The organism is Desulforamulus aeronauticus DSM 10349 (assembly GCF_900142375.1).
GTDB lineage: Bacteria > Bacillota > Desulfotomaculia > Desulfotomaculales > Desulfotomaculaceae > Desulfotomaculum > Desulfotomaculum aeronauticum.
This window is the reverse complement of sequence record NZ_FRAR01000040.1, coordinates 1-15714: the sequence shown is the minus strand read 5'-3', so window position 1 is coordinate 15714 and position 15714 is coordinate 1. Positions and strand designations below refer to the sequence as shown.

20 protein-coding genes and 1 riboswitch are annotated in these 15714 nt (G+C 45.1%); of the genes, 8 read left to right on the top strand and 12 right to left on the bottom strand.

Going from position 1 to position 15714, the window contains the following annotated elements; genetic code table 11:
• The coding region (locus BUA78_RS19050; protein ID WP_139257463.1) for a heavy metal translocating P-type ATPase at window positions 1–978 on the bottom strand (978 nt) is incomplete at its 3' end.
• Window positions 979–1192: 214 nt separating this feature from the next.
• On the opposite strand from BUA78_RS19050, the gene BUA78_RS19045 reads away from it, so the two are divergent.
• Window positions 1193–1738: a hypothetical protein gene (locus tag BUA78_RS19045; protein ID WP_072917700.1), complete on the top strand. Its 546-nt coding sequence runs from the start codon at window positions 1193–1195 to the stop codon at window positions 1736–1738.
• A gap of 212 nt (window positions 1739–1950) precedes the next feature.
• Here the strand turns inward: BUA78_RS19045 and BUA78_RS19040 are convergent, their stop codons facing one another.
• Complete coding sequence (locus BUA78_RS19040) at window positions 1951–2319, bottom strand: DUF2680 domain-containing protein (RefSeq protein WP_084082518.1); 369 nt, start codon at window positions 2317–2319, stop codon at window positions 1951–1953.
• Window positions 2320–2565: 246 nt separating this feature from the next.
• Here BUA78_RS19040 and BUA78_RS19035 point away from each other — a divergent pair, with 246 nt between their 5' ends.
• The 3 genes from BUA78_RS19035 (at window position 2566) to BUA78_RS19025 (ending at window position 4834) form a co-directional block, all read left to right on the top strand.
• On the top strand, window positions 2566–2769 hold the full coding sequence (locus BUA78_RS19035; protein WP_072917698.1) for an aspartyl-phosphate phosphatase Spo0E family protein: 204 nt from the start codon (window positions 2566–2568) through the stop codon (window positions 2767–2769).
• Between the two features lie 232 nt (window positions 2770–3001).
• The gene (gene sigI / locus BUA78_RS19030) at window positions 3002–3718 is read left to right on the top strand and encodes an RNA polymerase sigma-I factor (protein WP_338011640.1); all 717 of its coding nucleotides are present in this window, start codon (window positions 3002–3004) and stop codon (window positions 3716–3718) included.
• 21 nt (window positions 3719–3739) lie between these two features.
• Window positions 3740–4834, top strand: a complete 1095-nt coding sequence (locus tag BUA78_RS19025; RefSeq protein WP_072917693.1) for an anti-sigma factor domain-containing protein — start codon at window positions 3740–3742, stop codon at window positions 4832–4834.
• A gap of 49 nt (window positions 4835–4883) precedes the next feature.
• On the opposite strand, the gene BUA78_RS19020 is transcribed toward BUA78_RS19025, so the two are convergent.
• Together BUA78_RS19020 and BUA78_RS19015 are read right to left on the bottom strand one after the other, a co-directional pair.
• Window positions 4884–6278: a sensor histidine kinase gene (locus BUA78_RS19020; RefSeq protein WP_476580467.1), complete on the bottom strand. Its 1395-nt coding sequence runs from the start codon at window positions 6276–6278 to the stop codon at window positions 4884–4886.
• Window positions 6279–6313: 35 nt separating this feature from the next.
• Window positions 6314–7006 (bottom strand): response regulator transcription factor, encoded by a 693-nt coding sequence (locus BUA78_RS19015; RefSeq protein ID WP_072917690.1) that lies wholly within the window; start codon window positions 7004–7006, stop codon window positions 6314–6316.
• Between the two features lie 329 nt (window positions 7007–7335).
• On the opposite strand from BUA78_RS19015, the gene BUA78_RS19010 reads away from it, so the two are divergent.
• Both BUA78_RS19010 and BUA78_RS19005 read left to right on the top strand, forming a co-directional pair.
• Entirely contained in the window at window positions 7336–7572 is a 237-nt protein-coding gene (locus BUA78_RS19010; RefSeq protein ID WP_072917687.1) for a hypothetical protein, read from the top strand.
• A gap of 71 nt (window positions 7573–7643) precedes the next feature.
• Window positions 7644–7862 (top strand): hypothetical protein, encoded by a 219-nt coding sequence (locus BUA78_RS19005; protein WP_072917686.1) that lies wholly within the window; start codon window positions 7644–7646, stop codon window positions 7860–7862.
• A 142-nt stretch (window positions 7863–8004) separates the two neighbouring features.
• Here BUA78_RS19005 and BUA78_RS19000 read toward each other — a convergent pair whose 3' ends face one another.
• The 4 genes from BUA78_RS19000 to BUA78_RS18985 all read right to left on the bottom strand — a co-directional run bounded on the left by BUA78_RS19000 (window position 8005) and on the right by BUA78_RS18985 (window position 11114).
• Entirely contained in the window at window positions 8005–8514 is a 510-nt protein-coding gene (locus tag BUA78_RS19000) for a hypothetical protein (protein WP_072917683.1), read from the bottom strand.
• Between the two features lie 131 nt (window positions 8515–8645).
• Window positions 8646–9269 (bottom strand): C40 family peptidase, encoded by a 624-nt coding sequence (locus tag BUA78_RS18995; protein WP_072917681.1) that lies wholly within the window; start codon window positions 9267–9269, stop codon window positions 8646–8648.
• A riboswitch (cyclic di-AMP (ydaO/yuaA leader) is annotated at window positions 9270–9401 on the bottom strand.
• Window positions 9402–9606: 205 nt separating this feature from the next.
• Entirely contained in the window at window positions 9607–10743 is a 1137-nt protein-coding gene (locus BUA78_RS18990) for a S1C family serine protease (RefSeq protein WP_072917679.1), read from the bottom strand.
• A 104-nt stretch (window positions 10744–10847) separates the two neighbouring features.
• Window positions 10848–11114, bottom strand: coding sequence for an SHOCT domain-containing protein (locus BUA78_RS18985; RefSeq protein WP_072917677.1), 267 nt, complete (start codon window positions 11112–11114; stop codon window positions 10848–10850).
• A gap of 296 nt (window positions 11115–11410) precedes the next feature.
• On the opposite strand from BUA78_RS18985, the gene BUA78_RS18980 reads away from it, so the two are divergent.
• Both BUA78_RS18980 and BUA78_RS18975 read left to right on the top strand, forming a co-directional pair.
• Window positions 11411–11770 carry a hypothetical protein gene (locus BUA78_RS18980; protein WP_072917674.1) on the top strand — a complete coding sequence of 120 codons (360 nt, stop codon included), beginning with the start codon at window positions 11411–11413 and terminating at the stop codon, window positions 11768–11770.
• A gap of 122 nt (window positions 11771–11892) precedes the next feature.
• A complete protein-coding gene (locus BUA78_RS18975) occupies window positions 11893–12600 on the top strand; it encodes a heparan-alpha-glucosaminide N-acetyltransferase (RefSeq protein WP_238456884.1) in 708 nt (235 codons plus the stop codon).
• Between the two features lie 285 nt (window positions 12601–12885).
• Here BUA78_RS18975 and BUA78_RS18970 read toward each other — a convergent pair whose 3' ends face one another.
• The 4 genes from BUA78_RS18970 to BUA78_RS20405 form a co-directional block, all read right to left on the bottom strand.
• The gene (locus tag BUA78_RS18970; RefSeq protein ID WP_238456883.1) at window positions 12886–13479 is read right to left on the bottom strand and encodes a YqaA family protein; all 594 of its coding nucleotides are present in this window, start codon (window positions 13477–13479) and stop codon (window positions 12886–12888) included.
• Window positions 13480–13509: 30 nt separating this feature from the next.
• Window positions 13510–13971 carry a hypothetical protein gene (locus BUA78_RS19990; protein ID WP_238456882.1) on the bottom strand — a complete coding sequence of 154 codons (462 nt, stop codon included), beginning with the start codon at window positions 13969–13971 and terminating at the stop codon, window positions 13510–13512.
• A gap of 31 nt (window positions 13972–14002) precedes the next feature.
• Window positions 14003–14242 carry a hypothetical protein gene (locus BUA78_RS18960; RefSeq protein WP_072917672.1) on the bottom strand — a complete coding sequence of 80 codons (240 nt, stop codon included), beginning with the start codon at window positions 14240–14242 and terminating at the stop codon, window positions 14003–14005.
• 47 nt (window positions 14243–14289) lie between these two features.
• On the bottom strand, window positions 14290–15714 hold a 1425-nt coding region (locus BUA78_RS20405; RefSeq protein WP_175549083.1), incomplete at its 5' end, for a DUF5693 family protein.

The following is a 15714-nucleotide window of genomic DNA, read 5'->3' as shown; positions in this document are numbered from 1 at the left end:
ATTGCCCAGGGCAAAAAGGAACACCACCGTGGCCCCTTCGGCCCATTCTCCTATGGCCGCCGCTCCAATCACTGCCACCATCATCAGGAAATTCATATCCAGCGACAAGGACTTGAGGGAATACCAACCGCTTTTGGCGGTGTAAAACCCGCCGCTCAGTATCGCAGCAAGATATATTGTGGTTACTAGATATTCGGGCAAATTCAAATAGGAAAGAACAAAACCACCCGCCACCAGGATACCGGAAATGGCTGTAAGCAGGAGCTTGCTATCTCCGAAGAAATTCCTTTGCGGCTGCTTTCTTACTTCATTGGCTAACTGACCTTGATAACCCGCTGCTTCAATGGCCTTTAAAATACTTTCCACCGAGGCGGAGTGCTTTACGGTCAGTTTCCCTGCCCCAAAGTTAATTTTTGCTTCGGCCACACCGGGTAAGGCAAGTAGCTTTTTCTCCAGCTTGGCGGCACAATCGGCACAATCCATGCCACTGACACGAAAGACCGTGGCTTTTGGTTGGCTATCTAACTCAGCCTGGTAACCCGCTGCCTTTACGGTATCCAGGATTACCGCTAGGTCAACGGAATGGCTGACGGTCATTTTCGCTGCTCCAAAGTTAACCCTGACCTCAGCCACTCCGGGCAGGGCCTGTACCCTTTTCTCCAGCTTCGCTGCACAATCGGCACAGTCCAACCCCCTTAAGCGGAACTGGCTTTTCTGTAACTGGTTAGCCAGTGAGGTTATTTGAGGAACCTGGGCTAATTCAAAAGATTGCTTTGATAGGGCAGAGGTGTAGTTAATTTTGCCCAATGTGAAACCAGGTAAAGCATTGCTCCTTTTACCGGGAACCAAGCCCGGGGTGTCCGCAAGCTTTGCAACCGTCGAATCACCGCAGCAACTGCTACCACAGTCACAGCCTCCGTGGGCTGTTTGGTCATCGGTATGGGGATGTTGATAGGAATGATCACAGGCTTTTTTCACAATAATCCCTCCTGCAAATAAAACATTCAAACAATCACTTTAATATTAAAATATCATAGACTGCATCCTTTGTCACCTGTATTTTTTATCGTACTAATTTTTTTAATCCCTACCCCCACAAAATCCCCCTAAGCCAACGAATAGCCTGTCAGAAAGAGAGATGCGGGCCCGTCTCTCTAGGAAATAGGTAAGAAAAAATATGCAGGAGGTCATCATGAAAAAAATATCTACCAAGATGAAAATGGCAGCAGCCGTAACCGTTCTAGCTTTAAGTATTCCTGTGGCCAGCATGGCTTTTGCCTCCACCACAGAACATCAGGGAACCACCAGCACAGCCAAAACGGCCCATTATGTCAATGGGGTACACAATGCCAGCTATCACACCACCGTGACGAAAACCCAGCCAGCTACCCAGACAACAACCCAGAAAACCACTGCCACCAAACAGGTGCAACAAACCAATGCAACGACTACTAGCACCACCAGCACCCACCCCGGTCACACCGGTATGAATGACGGGTACCATAATAGCACCCAGGTAAAAGCCACTGGCCAATCAGCGGCCACCAATACCACCCCGGGCTACCACCAGGGACACACCGGCATGAACGATGGCTATCATAATAACACCACCAATAGCAACCAGGGCTACCATAACGGTCACACTGGTATGAACGATGGTTATCATAACCAAAGCGGCTCTCACAATGGCAACATGGGTGGCGAACACAGTGGCCACAACAAAGGTGGCCACGAATAGGTACAATTTAAGCAACGATTGCTGAGGGTAGTTAGCGTACCCTCAGCGGCTAAAGCCCGTATCACGAAAAAGTGGTACGGGCTTGTTGTTTTTTCAAAATAGAAAGGCACCCGAAAACAGATCCCTTCGGGTGCCCTAAGTAGCTAGCTACATACCTTTATTTCTTTTGTTACGGTTTTAAAAGCTATTGCTTTCCGGAACTTGGTACAAGGTTACCAACAAGACCCGTAAAAACCGCCGCCCATCATGCCAGGACCCATCCCAGAGAAGCCATTACCCATCATCCCATGATGACCCATGCCGTAGTAGCCATTGCCCATCATAGGACCAAAGCCGTTCTTCTGAGCATAGTCCTTCATGCTGTTGATTTGTTGCTTCATAGCATTGGCCTGCTCCTCAGAGATATAGCCATTCTTAAGAGCCTGATCCACCTGAGACAAACGCCATTCAAACATCTGATTGTAATAGTCTTGATTGGCATTTTTCTGAACATCGGTGCTGGCCGCAAAGGCCCCAGGCACCACCATCGCCATCATGGCCAGGGCCACCAGGCCCAATACTAAAAACTTTGCCTTTTTCACTAACCTTCCTCCTTACCTAACAATTAGGTGTGATCACATCCTTAAGCTTTACTATAACAGCATAATTTGACAAGAATGTCACAGCATTTTAAACTTTTCGTAACATTTTCCAGGTTTTCCTTACCTGGTGCAAAATCTGGGTATGTTACAAAAAGTTTATGTTGCTGTGACATTGCTGTTAAATAAGGGGCTTATACTGGGAACATCGATCCAATCGCCAAGCAGGAATAAGTGGGGGGTATTTTTATGCAATACACTAGAAACAGCTACTCACAGCTATATCTTCGTATGATTCGTTCTCGTATGATTCTTGATCAGTTAGTCCATGAATTTGGCTTCAATCACCCCAAAGTGATCAGTTACAGCCAGAAAATGGACCAGCTAGTGACCGAATTACAGAAGAAAAAAACCTTTGTTCCCCTGTCCAAACAATCTACCAGCACCTGCTAGCAAGCTCATAGAAGAGTTAAAGCACCCAGAAAACCTGGTTCTGACGGGTGCTTTAACTCTTTTCTTTGGTGGTTAAAGGATTTCCTTGCACAAATTACTAGCCACCAACGGCTGGATTTGTGACGTTCCTGTAACATTGCACCTATATAATAGGGCTGGTTAAGAATCGTAAAAAATAAACTGGCTACCCCCTGAAAGCTACACCGGCCTTCCGAATAACCTGACAAGTGGAGTGATTACCTTGAGGGATCAACCAATAGAAGAGCTCTTACTCCTGGCACAAAAAGGAGATCTCCGCTCCCGTGAGACCATCATTGAAGAAAATCGGGATTTCATTGCCAGGGTGAGTTCAAAAATCTGTAATCGTTATCTCACCTGGAATAATGATGATGAGCTGAGCATTGCTCTCATCGCCTTTAATGAAGCCATTGACGGCTACGATCCCCGTGAAGGGATGGCTTTCCCTACCTTCGCCCGACGGGTTATCCATCACCGGCTGGTGGATTACTTTCGCAAGGAAGCAAAGCATCGGCACATTCCCTTGTTAACCGAAGAGGCTGACGAGGAATTTAGCACCTATGATGTCGAATACGCCTATCAGCAGTATCACGAGCAGCAGCAGCAGGAGAATTTTGAGGCGGTGATGGAACATTACATTGCCGAATTGACCCATTATGGCGTAACCCTGGACGATTTGGTAAAGGTGTCTCCTAAGCACCGGGACAGCAAGGAAACCCTGGTAAGGGTCGCCCGTGCCCTTAGTGGTGAAAGGGCGCTGCTGGAAACCCTTACTAAACAAAAGCTGTTGCCCATCAAAGAATTGGAGTTACTCACTGGCGTGAAGCGTAAAGTCTTGGAGCGGGGCAGGAAATATCTAATTGCCTTAACCTTAATCTTTTCCAATCCCAGTTTTTATGCCTTAAAAAGTTTTACCGACATCCCTGACTAAAGTAATGAGAAGGTGTGTGTAATGAGTCAAGTCAAAGGTGTTGTCATGCGAGTGAGTGGTAAAAAAACGGTTGTTTACACCCAGGAAGGGGATTTTTTAGAAATCCCTACTCCTCAGGGGATTCCCAGGGTGGGCCAAACGATCAAGGTCCGTAGAAAGTCCTCGCCCTTCACCTTCAAACAGCTTTATCGCTATGCTACCGTAGCTGCCATTTTGGTATTGGTATTGGCTCTGGGCCTTCTTAATCCGCTACTGGGCCCCAATGTTGCGGTGGCCAGCGTAGCACTGGATATCAATTCGGGTTTGGAATTGTACGTGGACAAGGACTCTAAGATCGTTGAGGTAAAGGGTGCCAGCGGTCCCTTAAAGGAAGTTGTAGAAAAGCTGCCGCTGCAGAATGCAAATCTCTATCAGGCAGTGAACCTCATCTTAAAAGAGGCCCGGGCAGAAAATGTCTTACTGGAAGATAACAATTTTGTGCTGGCCAGTGTGATTCCCATTGATGCTCAAGGAAAAAAGGCCATCGACGAAAACAAGCTGCGCAACACCATTCGGGAAGCAATGGTCAGTAAAAATATCTCCGGTGTAGTGATGGTAGGGAATACCGATCAAGACACCAAGCGTAAGGCAGAACAAATGGGCCTTAACGTGAACCGTTACCTGGTCTACGAGCACTGCCAGCAGGATGGTGTGCAAATTCATGCGGATGAATTACGCCAGGGAGACCTCCAGCAGGTGTTGGCCAATAAAAAGGTATCTCTCCCCACTCTGTTTCCCGGGGATTACTTCGAGGTAAAGCACGGGGACCATGCGGGGTCAACCAGCACGAAGGGTATCACCCCACAGGCTTCTGAACATATGCCAGCCGCTCCATCCAGTGCCCCTCAGAACCAGTCAGCCCCAGACTCTGAGCATAAGGTTACGAAACAAGGTACCAGCCACAATAGTTCATCCAGCTCTTCCGGTGAAACGCCCCAGATGCAACAACACCAAAGCAGTGGATCATCTGAGCACAAAACTGCACCAGTCACCGTTCCCACCGCCGCTCCGGCCCAAGCACACAGTGCAGATGAGCCAGCGGGTATGTCCCACGAGGTGCAGAATAACCATGATTGAACAAAAAAAGTAGACTCCCTTCGATGAGAGTCTACTTTTTTTGTACTTTCTATTCCTCTTCCACTTCCTGGTTCAGGGGCAGGTAAACGGTAAAAACGGCTCCTTTGCCTAACTCACTTGCTACCTCCACCCGTCCCTGGTGCACTTCCACAATCTTTTTCACAATGGCCAAACCCAAACCAGCACCGGCACCATGTCGGGAGCGGGATTTATCCGTCTTATAAAAGCGCTCCCAGATATTTTCTAAGTCCTCCGGGGGAATTCCCGGGCCGGTATCCTTTACTGCCAGCAAGGCCCAGCCAGCTTGTTCACCTAATTCAACAGTAACTGTTCCTCCGGGGTTTGAGTGTTTAATGGCATTGTCCAGCAAGTTGGTTAGCACTTGTTTCAGGCGGTCAATATTGCCTAAGACGGTGATGCCCTGGGCAGGTAGGCTGGTTACAATCTCGATATCCCTTACCACAGCAATTTGCTTCATTCGCTCGGCTGTAATGTGAATCAGCTTATTTAACACCACATATTCCATCTCATCCACAATACCAGCTTCCATTGATTTTAGTTTTAAAATATCATTCACCAAATCCCTGAGCCTGCCCGATTCATCCACGATATTTCTCAGGTAGAATTTCTCCTGCTCCCGGGATTTCACCATGTCATCGTGTAGTGCCTCGGCAAAGCCCTGGATAACGGTCAGAGGGGTCCGCAATTCGTGGGAAACGTCCGAGAGCAGTTCTTGTCTCAAACGGTCTAGTCTTTCAATGGCTTCAATCTTTTCCTTTAGTTCTGCGGACATCCGGTTTAAGGAATGGGCCAACCGCCCCACCTCGTCATTGGAGTCCACCGCCAACTGTTTCCCAAAATCCCCTTCTGCAATGGCTTTGGCGGCCTTGTCCATTTCAATTAAGGGGTGGATAAACTTACGAAAAATAAACATGCTGAGGAAGGTGGTCATGATAATTCCCAACAGCCCCGCCAAGATAGCGATGCCGGACATTTTATTTATTTGCTGTTTCAGTGAGGATAGGGGGCTATAGATAATCACTGCCCCAGAGATTTTTCCCTCTTTTTTTAGAGGAACTGCAGCCAGAAAGACATCCTCTGTCACACCGCTGACCCGCCCGGAAAAGACCGTATTACTGCCGGTAAAAACCTGATTTAAAAGGCTTTGCTCTAAATTGATTTGTTCCTTGTGCCGTCCAGGGGCTGGCTGGTGGTACAGGTATTTCCCCTTTAAATCAGTAATGATGATACTGGCCCCCAGAAAGCGAGTGTGAAGCAGCAGCCTTTCATTGATAACCTCATAGGGTGCAGCTTTACCAAAATAGGTGACAATTTCCTCTGCTTCATAGATATAAAACCGGGCTTGTTGGTCATAGAAGAAAGACTTAATTTGCTGAGCTTGAACGACCAAAGAAAAGGTAAAAACAACCAATAATAGGGACACGATGGCCAGCCAAAGCTTGGTGCCCAAACTGTTTTTTAGTGACCACTTAGTTCGAATTTGTACCCCACTCCCCTAATGGTTTTAATGAATTCATCATTCCTGGCTGGATTTTCCAGCTTGGAGCGTACCCGGTTAATATGGGTATCCACCGTGCGAGAATCCCCACAATAGTCAAAGCCCCAGACCATTTCCAAGAGTTGATCCCGGCTAAAAATGCGACCGGGGTTCTTGGCCAGGGTTGCCAGCAGGTCAAATTCCTTTGAGGTCAGATTGACGCTTTCGCCATTTACTTCTAATTCTCGGGTTAATAAATTAATCTTCAGACCTGGGTAAGACAGGGTATGGGTATGGTCGGAATCCTTGTTGCCTTCGGTTCTTCTGAGCACCGCCTTTACCCGGGCCACCAATTCTCTGGTGCTAAAGGGTTTTACAATATAATCATCGGACCCTAGATCCAGCCCTAAGACCCGGTCGTTTTCTTCTCCTTTGGCCGTTAGCATGACAATGGGAATTTTCTTATCCCGTCGAAGCATTTTACAGACCGTCCAACCATCCAGCACGGGCATCATTAAATCCAACAATATCAGGTCAATGGGCTTGCTGTTGACGATATCCAACACCTGCTGGCCATTCTCAGCCTCACAAACAATAAACCCATCGGCTTCCAGATACAGCCGAACCAGTTCTCTAATTCGTTCCTCATCATCTGCAATTAATATGGTTTTCATCAGTTTCACCCACCTGTTCCTTATTCTATACCATTATTGGCTAGTATCTGTTCTTTGCAGTAAAAAAGCTTTGGCATTTCTTGTAACTCTCCCTTCTTAAAAAAAATTGCCCAAATGAATTGGGCGATTATTTAAAACGGAGGTGTTGCTTTCAGTATAGAGTGTGTTTGTTACACCAAAGTCACAGCTTTGTAACATTTTTGTGATTTTTCCCCTGTTTAAATTACAAAAAGTTTTCATTGCTGTGACAGGGGTGATACATTGATGCATTATGCTAATAACAGATTCAATGAGGCAATCCGAACAACTTGCTAGGAAGGAGGCTCGCCATGCCCAGGAGAAAAAAGGTTACTACCTGCAGAGGAATCATCTCCTCCCTTGATTTTCATATGGGTTTAGTAGAGGTAAAAAACGAATTAGGGAACCATCGTTTTACCATTTTGCCGGAAAATTTATCGGATACGGACGGCAACTTCATCGACCTTGATGAATTGCGACTGGGTGATTGCGTGTTAATTAGCGAAGTAGGTCATATCGTAAGCATGAAGGTATTAAAGGCCGTCTAATGAAAATAGCTTATTCCCACAACTATCAATCACTTTGATTATACATGCTAGATTACATAGGAGGCTAGAAAATGAAGAAGAAAAACATCTTACAAATTTATGATAAACGCCTGGCCATTGATTGGGATGATCAAAGCAACCAGAATATAGCCAGAATTTACAACTACCGTGGTATCGAAATTTCCGAACCCTTACACTTTACAAACTGCAAAGAGGGGTATAAAACCTTGCTGCGGTGGGTAAAAATAGTTGCTCACAGTAGCTTATCAACCAAATGTTCAGCAATGTAGCCTTAGAGCCTGGCACAGGGTGTGGAAAATCCGCACTCTGTGCTTCTTATTTAGCATAAGCATTTTTGCAAACTTAAAAAGCACCCGGATCAATGTGCCAAGTGCTTTCCTTTCGTTTGCTTCATTCTATTTTCCAGCCTCTTTACCAGTGACCAGACCTGTTTCCCCACCCTTCTTCCTTAGAGTACCACTCATAGTTGGGTTGGTAATCCGAAGGCACCGGGGCCACAGGGGCACAATCCGCACCTTTATAATGACCTGATTCTGGTTGAACCATCATCCCCTGCTCCCCCTTCGGCACTGGTTGTGGTGCAGCACCAGTCTCAGGGGTAGTCTGAACTGGCTGTGGGGTTTGACTGACCGGCACTGGTTGCTCCTTTGGTGCACTGGAGGGGCTTTCCTGTTTATTCGTTGTTGCAGCCCCTGTGTTCACTGGTGATGCCTCCGCAGGGTTATTGTTTTGTTTGGCCGTTGGTATTTCTTCCGTTGTTTGCACCGTGCTTGGGGACTGGTTTGTCTGATGCTCTTGATTCCCGTTGTCTGTGAAAAATCGAAATGGATTTGCCAAGCCATTGGTCAGGGGTAAAACCAGGGCTAGGCCCAGTAACACAGCCATGCCAGCGAGCATAATGTTTCTTTTAGACAACATCACATTTCTCTTCCCCTCCTGTTTTCATTCATTTTAGCCTATGAACATCACAGGAATGTTACAGGATTTTAACATTTTTGTAATAAACCAAATGGCAGGGACTTCCTCACTGGAGAAAGCCCCTGCCATATTTACTAATCAATTAATCTGCTAAAACCAAAGAAATGCTGGCCCCAGTATGGCCCGTATACATCGGCAATGGATACCCCTTTGCTGGATGCAGAACTGATAAACTTGCCGCCTCCCAGGTAAATGCCCGAGTGCGAGATGCTTGCCCCATCTTTAAAGGCCACCAAATCACCAGGCCTTGCTTCTTGGGGGGTTATTTTCTTGCCGCTGTTAAACTGCTCTGCCGCCGTGCGGGGTGTGGTTAAGCCAAAATTCTTTAAGACATACTGAATATAACCAGAACAATCAAAACCCTGGGGGGTTTGTCCGCCATAGCGGTAGGGTGAACCCATTAGAGTTTTGGCATATTCCAGAATGGTATCAATCCGCCCTGCACCCCGGGAAACATTGTTGACTGGTTGTCTAACCTCACCCTTAATCAGCAAGGATTGCCCTGGAAAAATCGCATCGGACTTCAGACTATTTTGCCTCTGCAGTTCCGCTACGGTTGTACCATAGCTTTTGGCGATAACCCAGAGGGAATCTCCCTTCTTAACAGTGTGGTATGTATCGGCAAAAGCCGCCGTGGGCAAAGTAACCAAAATCCCACTTAATAGAATGGTACACAGTAAGTTTTTTGCCTTTTTCATGCTGCCTCTCTTTCTACGCCTACGAGGTTAGCTGACGGGTTAGGGCCGAAAGTTAGCCCCTTGCTTTTGCAATTCACCCCAATTATTGTTTTCCCCCGTTTCCCACCACTGGAAATTAAGCGTTTCTATTTTCAGATAACCCTATTGGCACCTCCTTCCTGTTTTTCCATAAAGTTATTCGTAAGTAATAGGTCGTTTTTAGTAGGTACCAGAAAAATTTTGTAGAAATAAAAACATTAATGCTTGAGGCTAAACGATTAAATCTTTCCACAAAAAAACCTGCACCACCCTAAAGTGATACAGGTCTCTTTAAAAAATTGATTCTACATTGATCCAACTAGTTTATATTGGTGGGCCTTTCAGAGGCTTTTACTTGTAAATTAATAATTCCCCCCTGACGAAACAATTGAACCTCCACCTGTGTTCCTACTTTCTTTTTTTGCATCGTCTTTATTAAGTCCTCGGGATTCTCTATCTTATTACCATCTATACTTAATACAATATCCCCTTCTTTAACCCCGGCCTTATCGGCTGGACCGCCTGGTACCACCCCGTAGATTAAAGCCCCCTCGTTAGCTTGGTAGCCTAGATAGTTTGCAATATCTGGAGTAACTGGTTGAATTTGCACCCCTAGCCAGGGACGTTTTACTGTACCTTGTTGAATTAACTCTTCCAAAACTTCCTTGACCGTGCTACTTGGTATGGCAAAGCCAATGCCCTGTGCCTGAGCGTTAATAGCTGTGTTTATACCAATAACCTCACCATTTAGGTTTAATAAGGGTCCACCACTATTGCCAGGATTAATTGATGCATCGGTTTGCAATAGGTGGTCAAAGGTGCGGTTTTCTAATTCTATTGGTCGTTCCTTCGCACTAATCACCCCAATGGTAACTGTGTCCTCCAATCCAAAGGGGCTACCAATGGCAATAACCCAGTTGCCCACCCGAATTTTGTTCGAATCTCCCAGTATAAGCGTTGGAAATTCTTTTCCTTCAATTTTTAATACAGCTAAATCTAAAGCAACATCTGCCCCAACTAATTTGGCTTCATAGGGTTTGTTTTGACCCTTTACCAACACCGTAATGCTTTGGGCTCCATCAATAACGTGCTCATTGGTTAGGATGTATCCGTCTTTAGAAATAATAAACCCTGATCCTACACCGTTTTGATACTGAGATTGAGGGCGTACACCATGAAACTGACGGAAAAAAGGATCGTTATTCAATGGGTTATCCCCTCCCACTTGAACTGTTGTATTTATTTTTACCACCGCTGAGCCAGCTTTCTCAACAATATTCGAGATGGTATCGGGTCCCACGCCGAGCTGTCCGGCATTTGCTACTCCCGCTTGCTGGCTTATCATGTCTTGTTTAGGTTTTAAATCTTGAACCAAATAAGATCCTGTGGTAAACAGAATGCCGGATAAAAAAGCTAGTATCATTGTATATAGCCCAATCTTTTTCCAATTAGCCATTGGTTTGCCTCCGTAATTTTAAAGTTTCTCCCCACCGTTATTATTAGCATTTTTATACTTACTGATAGTGAAAAAAGCCCAACGGTGTTGGGCTTTGGCAATGCTTATCGTATTAATTCTTCCTTGATCCGCTTATACTCCTCCGTTGTTATTTCGTTTTTTGCATATCTCACGTTCAAAATGCTTAAGGCATCGGACGATCCTGCTCCGGCTAATTTCCTTGAACCTAACTTATAGAGAAAATAAATAACCGCACCCATCAGTATCAGCGGAATAAGCATTTGTAAAATCATCACCACCCAACCAAACCAACCTAGATTACTTAAGTTTCCACCAAGCATGCCCATTCCATGATGGCCACCCCACATCATAATACAAATTCCCCCTTATTTTTATAATGTTCTCTCCCTTAGGAGTTGTTTCAAAAAAGCGCCCTGTTCGGGCTAAAGATATATGTTAAAGGCGGGCTTCTAACTCAAAGTATAATCTTCTAATGTTACAACCAAGTCACAAGTATTTAACATTTTTGTGATATTTGGCAAATTATTTCACCTTGATTCATCAAGTTGCAATTATCACAAAAAGTTTTCATTCCTGTAACATTCATGACAAATTGATTCGTTATTCTATAAGAAGATCAGTTGATCGATACGAAGGAGGTTTGAAGTTGCAGCAGCTATATTTTGGTGAAGCCCTGGATTCGATAAAAAAAGTTATCTTATCTGGGTTTACCCCTGGCCAAACACTGCGTAACAATTTTTCTGAGGCGATGATGGATTCCCGCAATTGCGTAGGTTTTAATAAGCTTTACAAACCAGCTGTCATGGTTTTGCAAGTACCTAGTAGCTCCAAACTAATCATGGAAACCGAATCTGGTTTTATGGTGGTGAAAAAATTCGCACCCATCAGTACAGAAATCATCTTGTGTAAGATCGATTTTCGATCGCCCCAATTTATAAAAATGGTGGAGCAAATTTCTCCAATAGCTCTAATTGAGATGGAAATCGGTAGACTAAGCAACATTTAGTGATGCATAATCTCATATCCACTTTGGCTTTGAATCCTAGAGTATGTTAGATAGATATTTGAATACCAAAAACAGTCTAGCATTGATTGATCTTTCATGAATTATGTAAGGAGTTATCCTATTTGGCAAATTTACTGAACCAACACAGGCCCTCCCATCGTATATGGGAACTGGATTTCTTTCGAAGTATAGCTATCTTACTAATGGTATTTTTTCATCTGATATATGACCTGCACTTTTTTTACAATATCCCCATTCATTATGAATCAGGTGTGGTTTATTATATCGGCAAGGCATCGGCCTCACTGTTCATCTTTCTGGCCGGCATTAGTTGTACCTTAAGTAAAAATAATACGAAAAGAGGTCTGCACCTCTTGCTGTGGGCCCTTGCTATCACGGTCACCACATCCATCGCTGTTCCGGGTTCCAACATTATTTTTGGTATTCTTCATCTCCTCGGGGTCAGTATATTACTATCAACCTTTTTCCAAAAATTAAAGGCATTTTTTTTAATACTCATTGGGTCTGGAATCATGATCATCGGTGTTAGCTTACCATCACTCACAGCACCCAATAACTGGCTGGCACCACTAGGACTTTTGTCAGCAGACTTCTATTCAGCCGACTATTACCCACTTTTCCCCTGGTTTGGTCTATTTCTTTGGGGGGTAGCCTTCGGCAGAATAAAGTATCGGGAAAGAATCAGTATTTTTCCCTGGGACCTAAGCCAAAGCTTTTGGCTTAAGCCAGGGCAACATTCACTGAGCATTTACTTGTTGCATCAGCCAGTGTTGCTACTTATCCTATACGTTGCCTTCAAGCTCACATGAATTGCAAAACATTCTATCAAAATAAATGAAATCGATAAGGAGCTGATCCTGCTTGTTTTCTAGGAAAACCGTACTTGCTCTTTTGCTTACAGTATCACTATTATCACTATGGGTAATCCCGAACGTAACACTAGACAAAGGGAATATTTACGTTCATTTTCTAAAAGCGTTAAATATCCCTATGTAATAAAAGGCCAATTTTCAAAAACGATTAGCATAAAAACAAGAAGCAGGCCGTGAGCTTGCTTCTTGTTTTTGATCTCTCTATCCGATTTATCTAGTAATTTACTTGAGGGAATTCGATTGTTTCCCGGCCCTAGTGTGTCGTAGGGCTAGATAGAGCAGTAGCACTGCCAAAGCTACTCCAACTGTAAGAATTTCTAAATAACTGCTCAAAAAACTTTTAGCTGCCGCTCCCAGGTAAAAAATAATCAATCCCTCAAGGAAAAAACGAGCGCTTCTGCTGAGCAGTGATGCAACAATAAATGTCCCTTTCTGAATACGAAACACTCCTGCACCGATGGTAAAGACCTTATAAGGTATCGGTGTAAAGCCTGCAATTGCCACAGCCCAACCACCGTAACGATGAAATAATGCCTCCATTTGTGACACTCGCTTAGAGGATACCCAGCGATCTAGTAGTGGGCGCCCCGTCGTAGCACCGATAAAATAACCCAAAATCCCACCCAACACAGAAGCTATAGATGTAATCAAAGCGTACCACAAAGCCAACTTCGGTGCATTGAGAGACATTGCCACAAGTAAAATATCAGGTGGTACTGGAAAAAAGGAGGATTCTGCAAAGGACATCAAAAATAATCCCACAGCACCATATATCTGAAAAAACTCTACAGAGTTCTGAAACAGCTGACTAAACACTAACACCTCCTTTGTAGCATTATTCTTTAATTAGCGATTATCTATGCGACGCTGCAACCCCACGGATAGAACATCAGTTTTAAAGTAAGGGTTATTCCCTCTGCCGACCACCACCTGACCCTGATACAGTTTTCTTATATCCTCCTGATTCAGTGGGCCGTGGTGGGGATTTTTCATATCCATCGGCATATTCTTGGTGCTGATGCCCAGGCCCTGGCAGTTTACCACTATACTCTTTTCGTTTAAAAGCATCACATTTGCATCATAAAGTTCGGCAACAAAGGCTAATTTTTGATCCAGCGTAACCGGGTCTGGTTCCTCCCTAGCCATATCTGCCACCTTATTGCCCAAAGTTTTTAGTTGGTTAGCCTGTTGGTCATAGTACAACTCTTCCATAAAGCCAGTCTGAGCCGCCCCAGCAACGCCAATCACCACTAACACTAAGATTGTCATGATCAGCCAGAGTTTAGTAACGATGTTATTTAGCTTCATAACGCCACCTCTAGTTAGACTTGATCAAGTCTTACTGATTATCTTTATTAACTAATGTTTTGTCCCCGGGGCTAGGTACCATTTTCTGAAGCTGCCAACCGAGTTTATCAAGACAAGCTCTCAGCTCGAAGTCCCCTACTATTATATCCAGCACCGGAATAGATGCCAGGAATGTTTGGCCAGTCCAGCTTACTTTAATATCCATTTCATTTGGAAGCCTCTTACTTTGTTCTTGTCCGATTAGGCGTTGTCTTTGTAGTGGCCCATTCAATTTTACTCTCTCCTTCATTGGACCAATTTTTCAACACATTTTCTATCCTATTCTGGGACGGAAGATGGTTTTCTAAAGCAAACATAAAACAGCTTCCATACAACCATGAAGACCAACCCCAGTATCACTCCCAGCAGAATTCCAACCGTGGCTCGCTCCAGGGAAATTAAGAGAGGTGTAAATGTATGAGCAAAGGTGGCCACCATAGAGGTCTGCCCGATGGCGGCCAGCAGCAATAAGGGCAAATAACGATGATCCCGGTAGCCGTACCGTAGTAACAGCAGTAAAGCTGGATTGCCCAATAAAAATTCCTTGGTGCGGGGACGCACTCCTAGAAAATGTGCTAAAGCGGTGCGAAATTGTATTTCCGTATCACTCACTACAATTCCCTCGTTACCGGTTCGGAGCAGATAAATAGCCCCTGCCGCTACCAATACCCCTATCCCCAATAACAGGCCGGTGCTGACAGGTTGCTGAAGGAATCCTTTCAGCCGCTGACAAACTCCACTCCCTTTATCAAAGGACGAGAGAAAGTAAAGAGTCACCACAACTGGTGGTACTAGGTAGGTCAGCTTTACTCCGGCATACTGGTTCAACTTCAACATGTACCCGGCATCGGTCAGCAGTCCCACCATAAACACCGACCCCAGCAAAGAAACCAGTGAAAGCCCCAGAAGGGACACCACTGCATTAGCCACGCCTTTTTCATTTCTCTTGATAAAGGTTGTCATAGAAAGAATGGGGAAAAGGATTGCTGCCACCAACGCCATTCCTTTCCGAGCAACGTCCTCATTCAATAGCAGCATGGTCGCCCAAATTAGGCTAGCTAAGAACCCCACCCAAAGAATTAGGGCGATATTTAGCCGTTTTTCCAAAAGCAAAAGTCCGCCACTAATCACCCCTAGCCCAGCCAGGAATATCCAAAGTCGGGAAACCTGCACGGGTGGCAGGAGACTAGCCGGGCCCACTTGTAAACCAGCTTGCTCTAAACTTCCCCGCAGGCGGTCGATAAAGCCAAGATTGTCTTGCAAGGGGTTGCCATTGGTAAGGTTCGGACGGATCATTAAAACACGGTGGTTTCTTTCCACCGCTGCCAGCGTATATCGGTCAAGGGCTTGGTCTGGTGAAAGTTGCTTTAATTCGTTTTGTGGTATGGTATGCACCCTTACCACTTGCTTGTTTAGAAGCAAGCCTAGCTTATTTAACCCCTCCTGGGGGAAAAACTCCACTTCCCCCACCGGGATACCCAGCCCTCTCACTTGCTCCGCCAAGTCCGGAAGCAACCCCGGATAACCGGGGACTGTACTGTCATTAAAAAGAATAGCAGAAAGATTGGGCAGTCCTTGATAAGTCGAGAAAGTCTTTTCCATTTCTTCCTGGGTAATCCCTGGCCATGTTCGCACTTGGATAATGAGCCTCAGATCTGCCTGACGAATGTCCTCCAAAGCTGCTTGAGTGAACCCAACTCCCAA

Coding starts and splice junctions, on each gene's coding strand:
- BUA78_RS19015 (WP_072917690.1), bottom strand. CDS start 7,006: ATGAAAACCATATTAATTGCAGATGATGAGGAACGAATTAGAGAACTG.
- BUA78_RS19990 (WP_238456882.1), bottom strand. CDS start 13,971: ATGAAGCTAAATAACATCGTTACTAAACTCTGGCTGATCATGACAATC.
- BUA78_RS19010 (WP_072917687.1), top strand. CDS start 7,336: ATGCCCAGGAGAAAAAAGGTTACTACCTGCAGAGGAATCATCTCCTCC.
- BUA78_RS18990 (WP_072917679.1), bottom strand. CDS start 10,743: ATGGCTAATTGGAAAAAGATTGGGCTATATACAATGATACTAGCTTTT.
- BUA78_RS19005 (WP_072917686.1), top strand. CDS start 7,644: ATGAAGAAGAAAAACATCTTACAAATTTATGATAAACGCCTGGCCATT.
- BUA78_RS19035 (WP_072917698.1), top strand. CDS start 2,566: ATGCAATACACTAGAAACAGCTACTCACAGCTATATCTTCGTATGATT.
- BUA78_RS18985 (WP_072917677.1), bottom strand. CDS start 11,114: ATGATGTGGGGTGGCCATCATGGAATGGGCATGCTTGGTGGAAACTTA.
- BUA78_RS19025 (WP_072917693.1), top strand. CDS start 3,740: ATGAGTCAAGTCAAAGGTGTTGTCATGCGAGTGAGTGGTAAAAAAACG.
- BUA78_RS18995 (WP_072917681.1), bottom strand. CDS start 9,269: ATGAAAAAGGCAAAAAACTTACTGTGTACCATTCTATTAAGTGGGATT.
- BUA78_RS19045 (WP_072917700.1), top strand. CDS start 1,193: ATGAAAAAAATATCTACCAAGATGAAAATGGCAGCAGCCGTAACCGTT.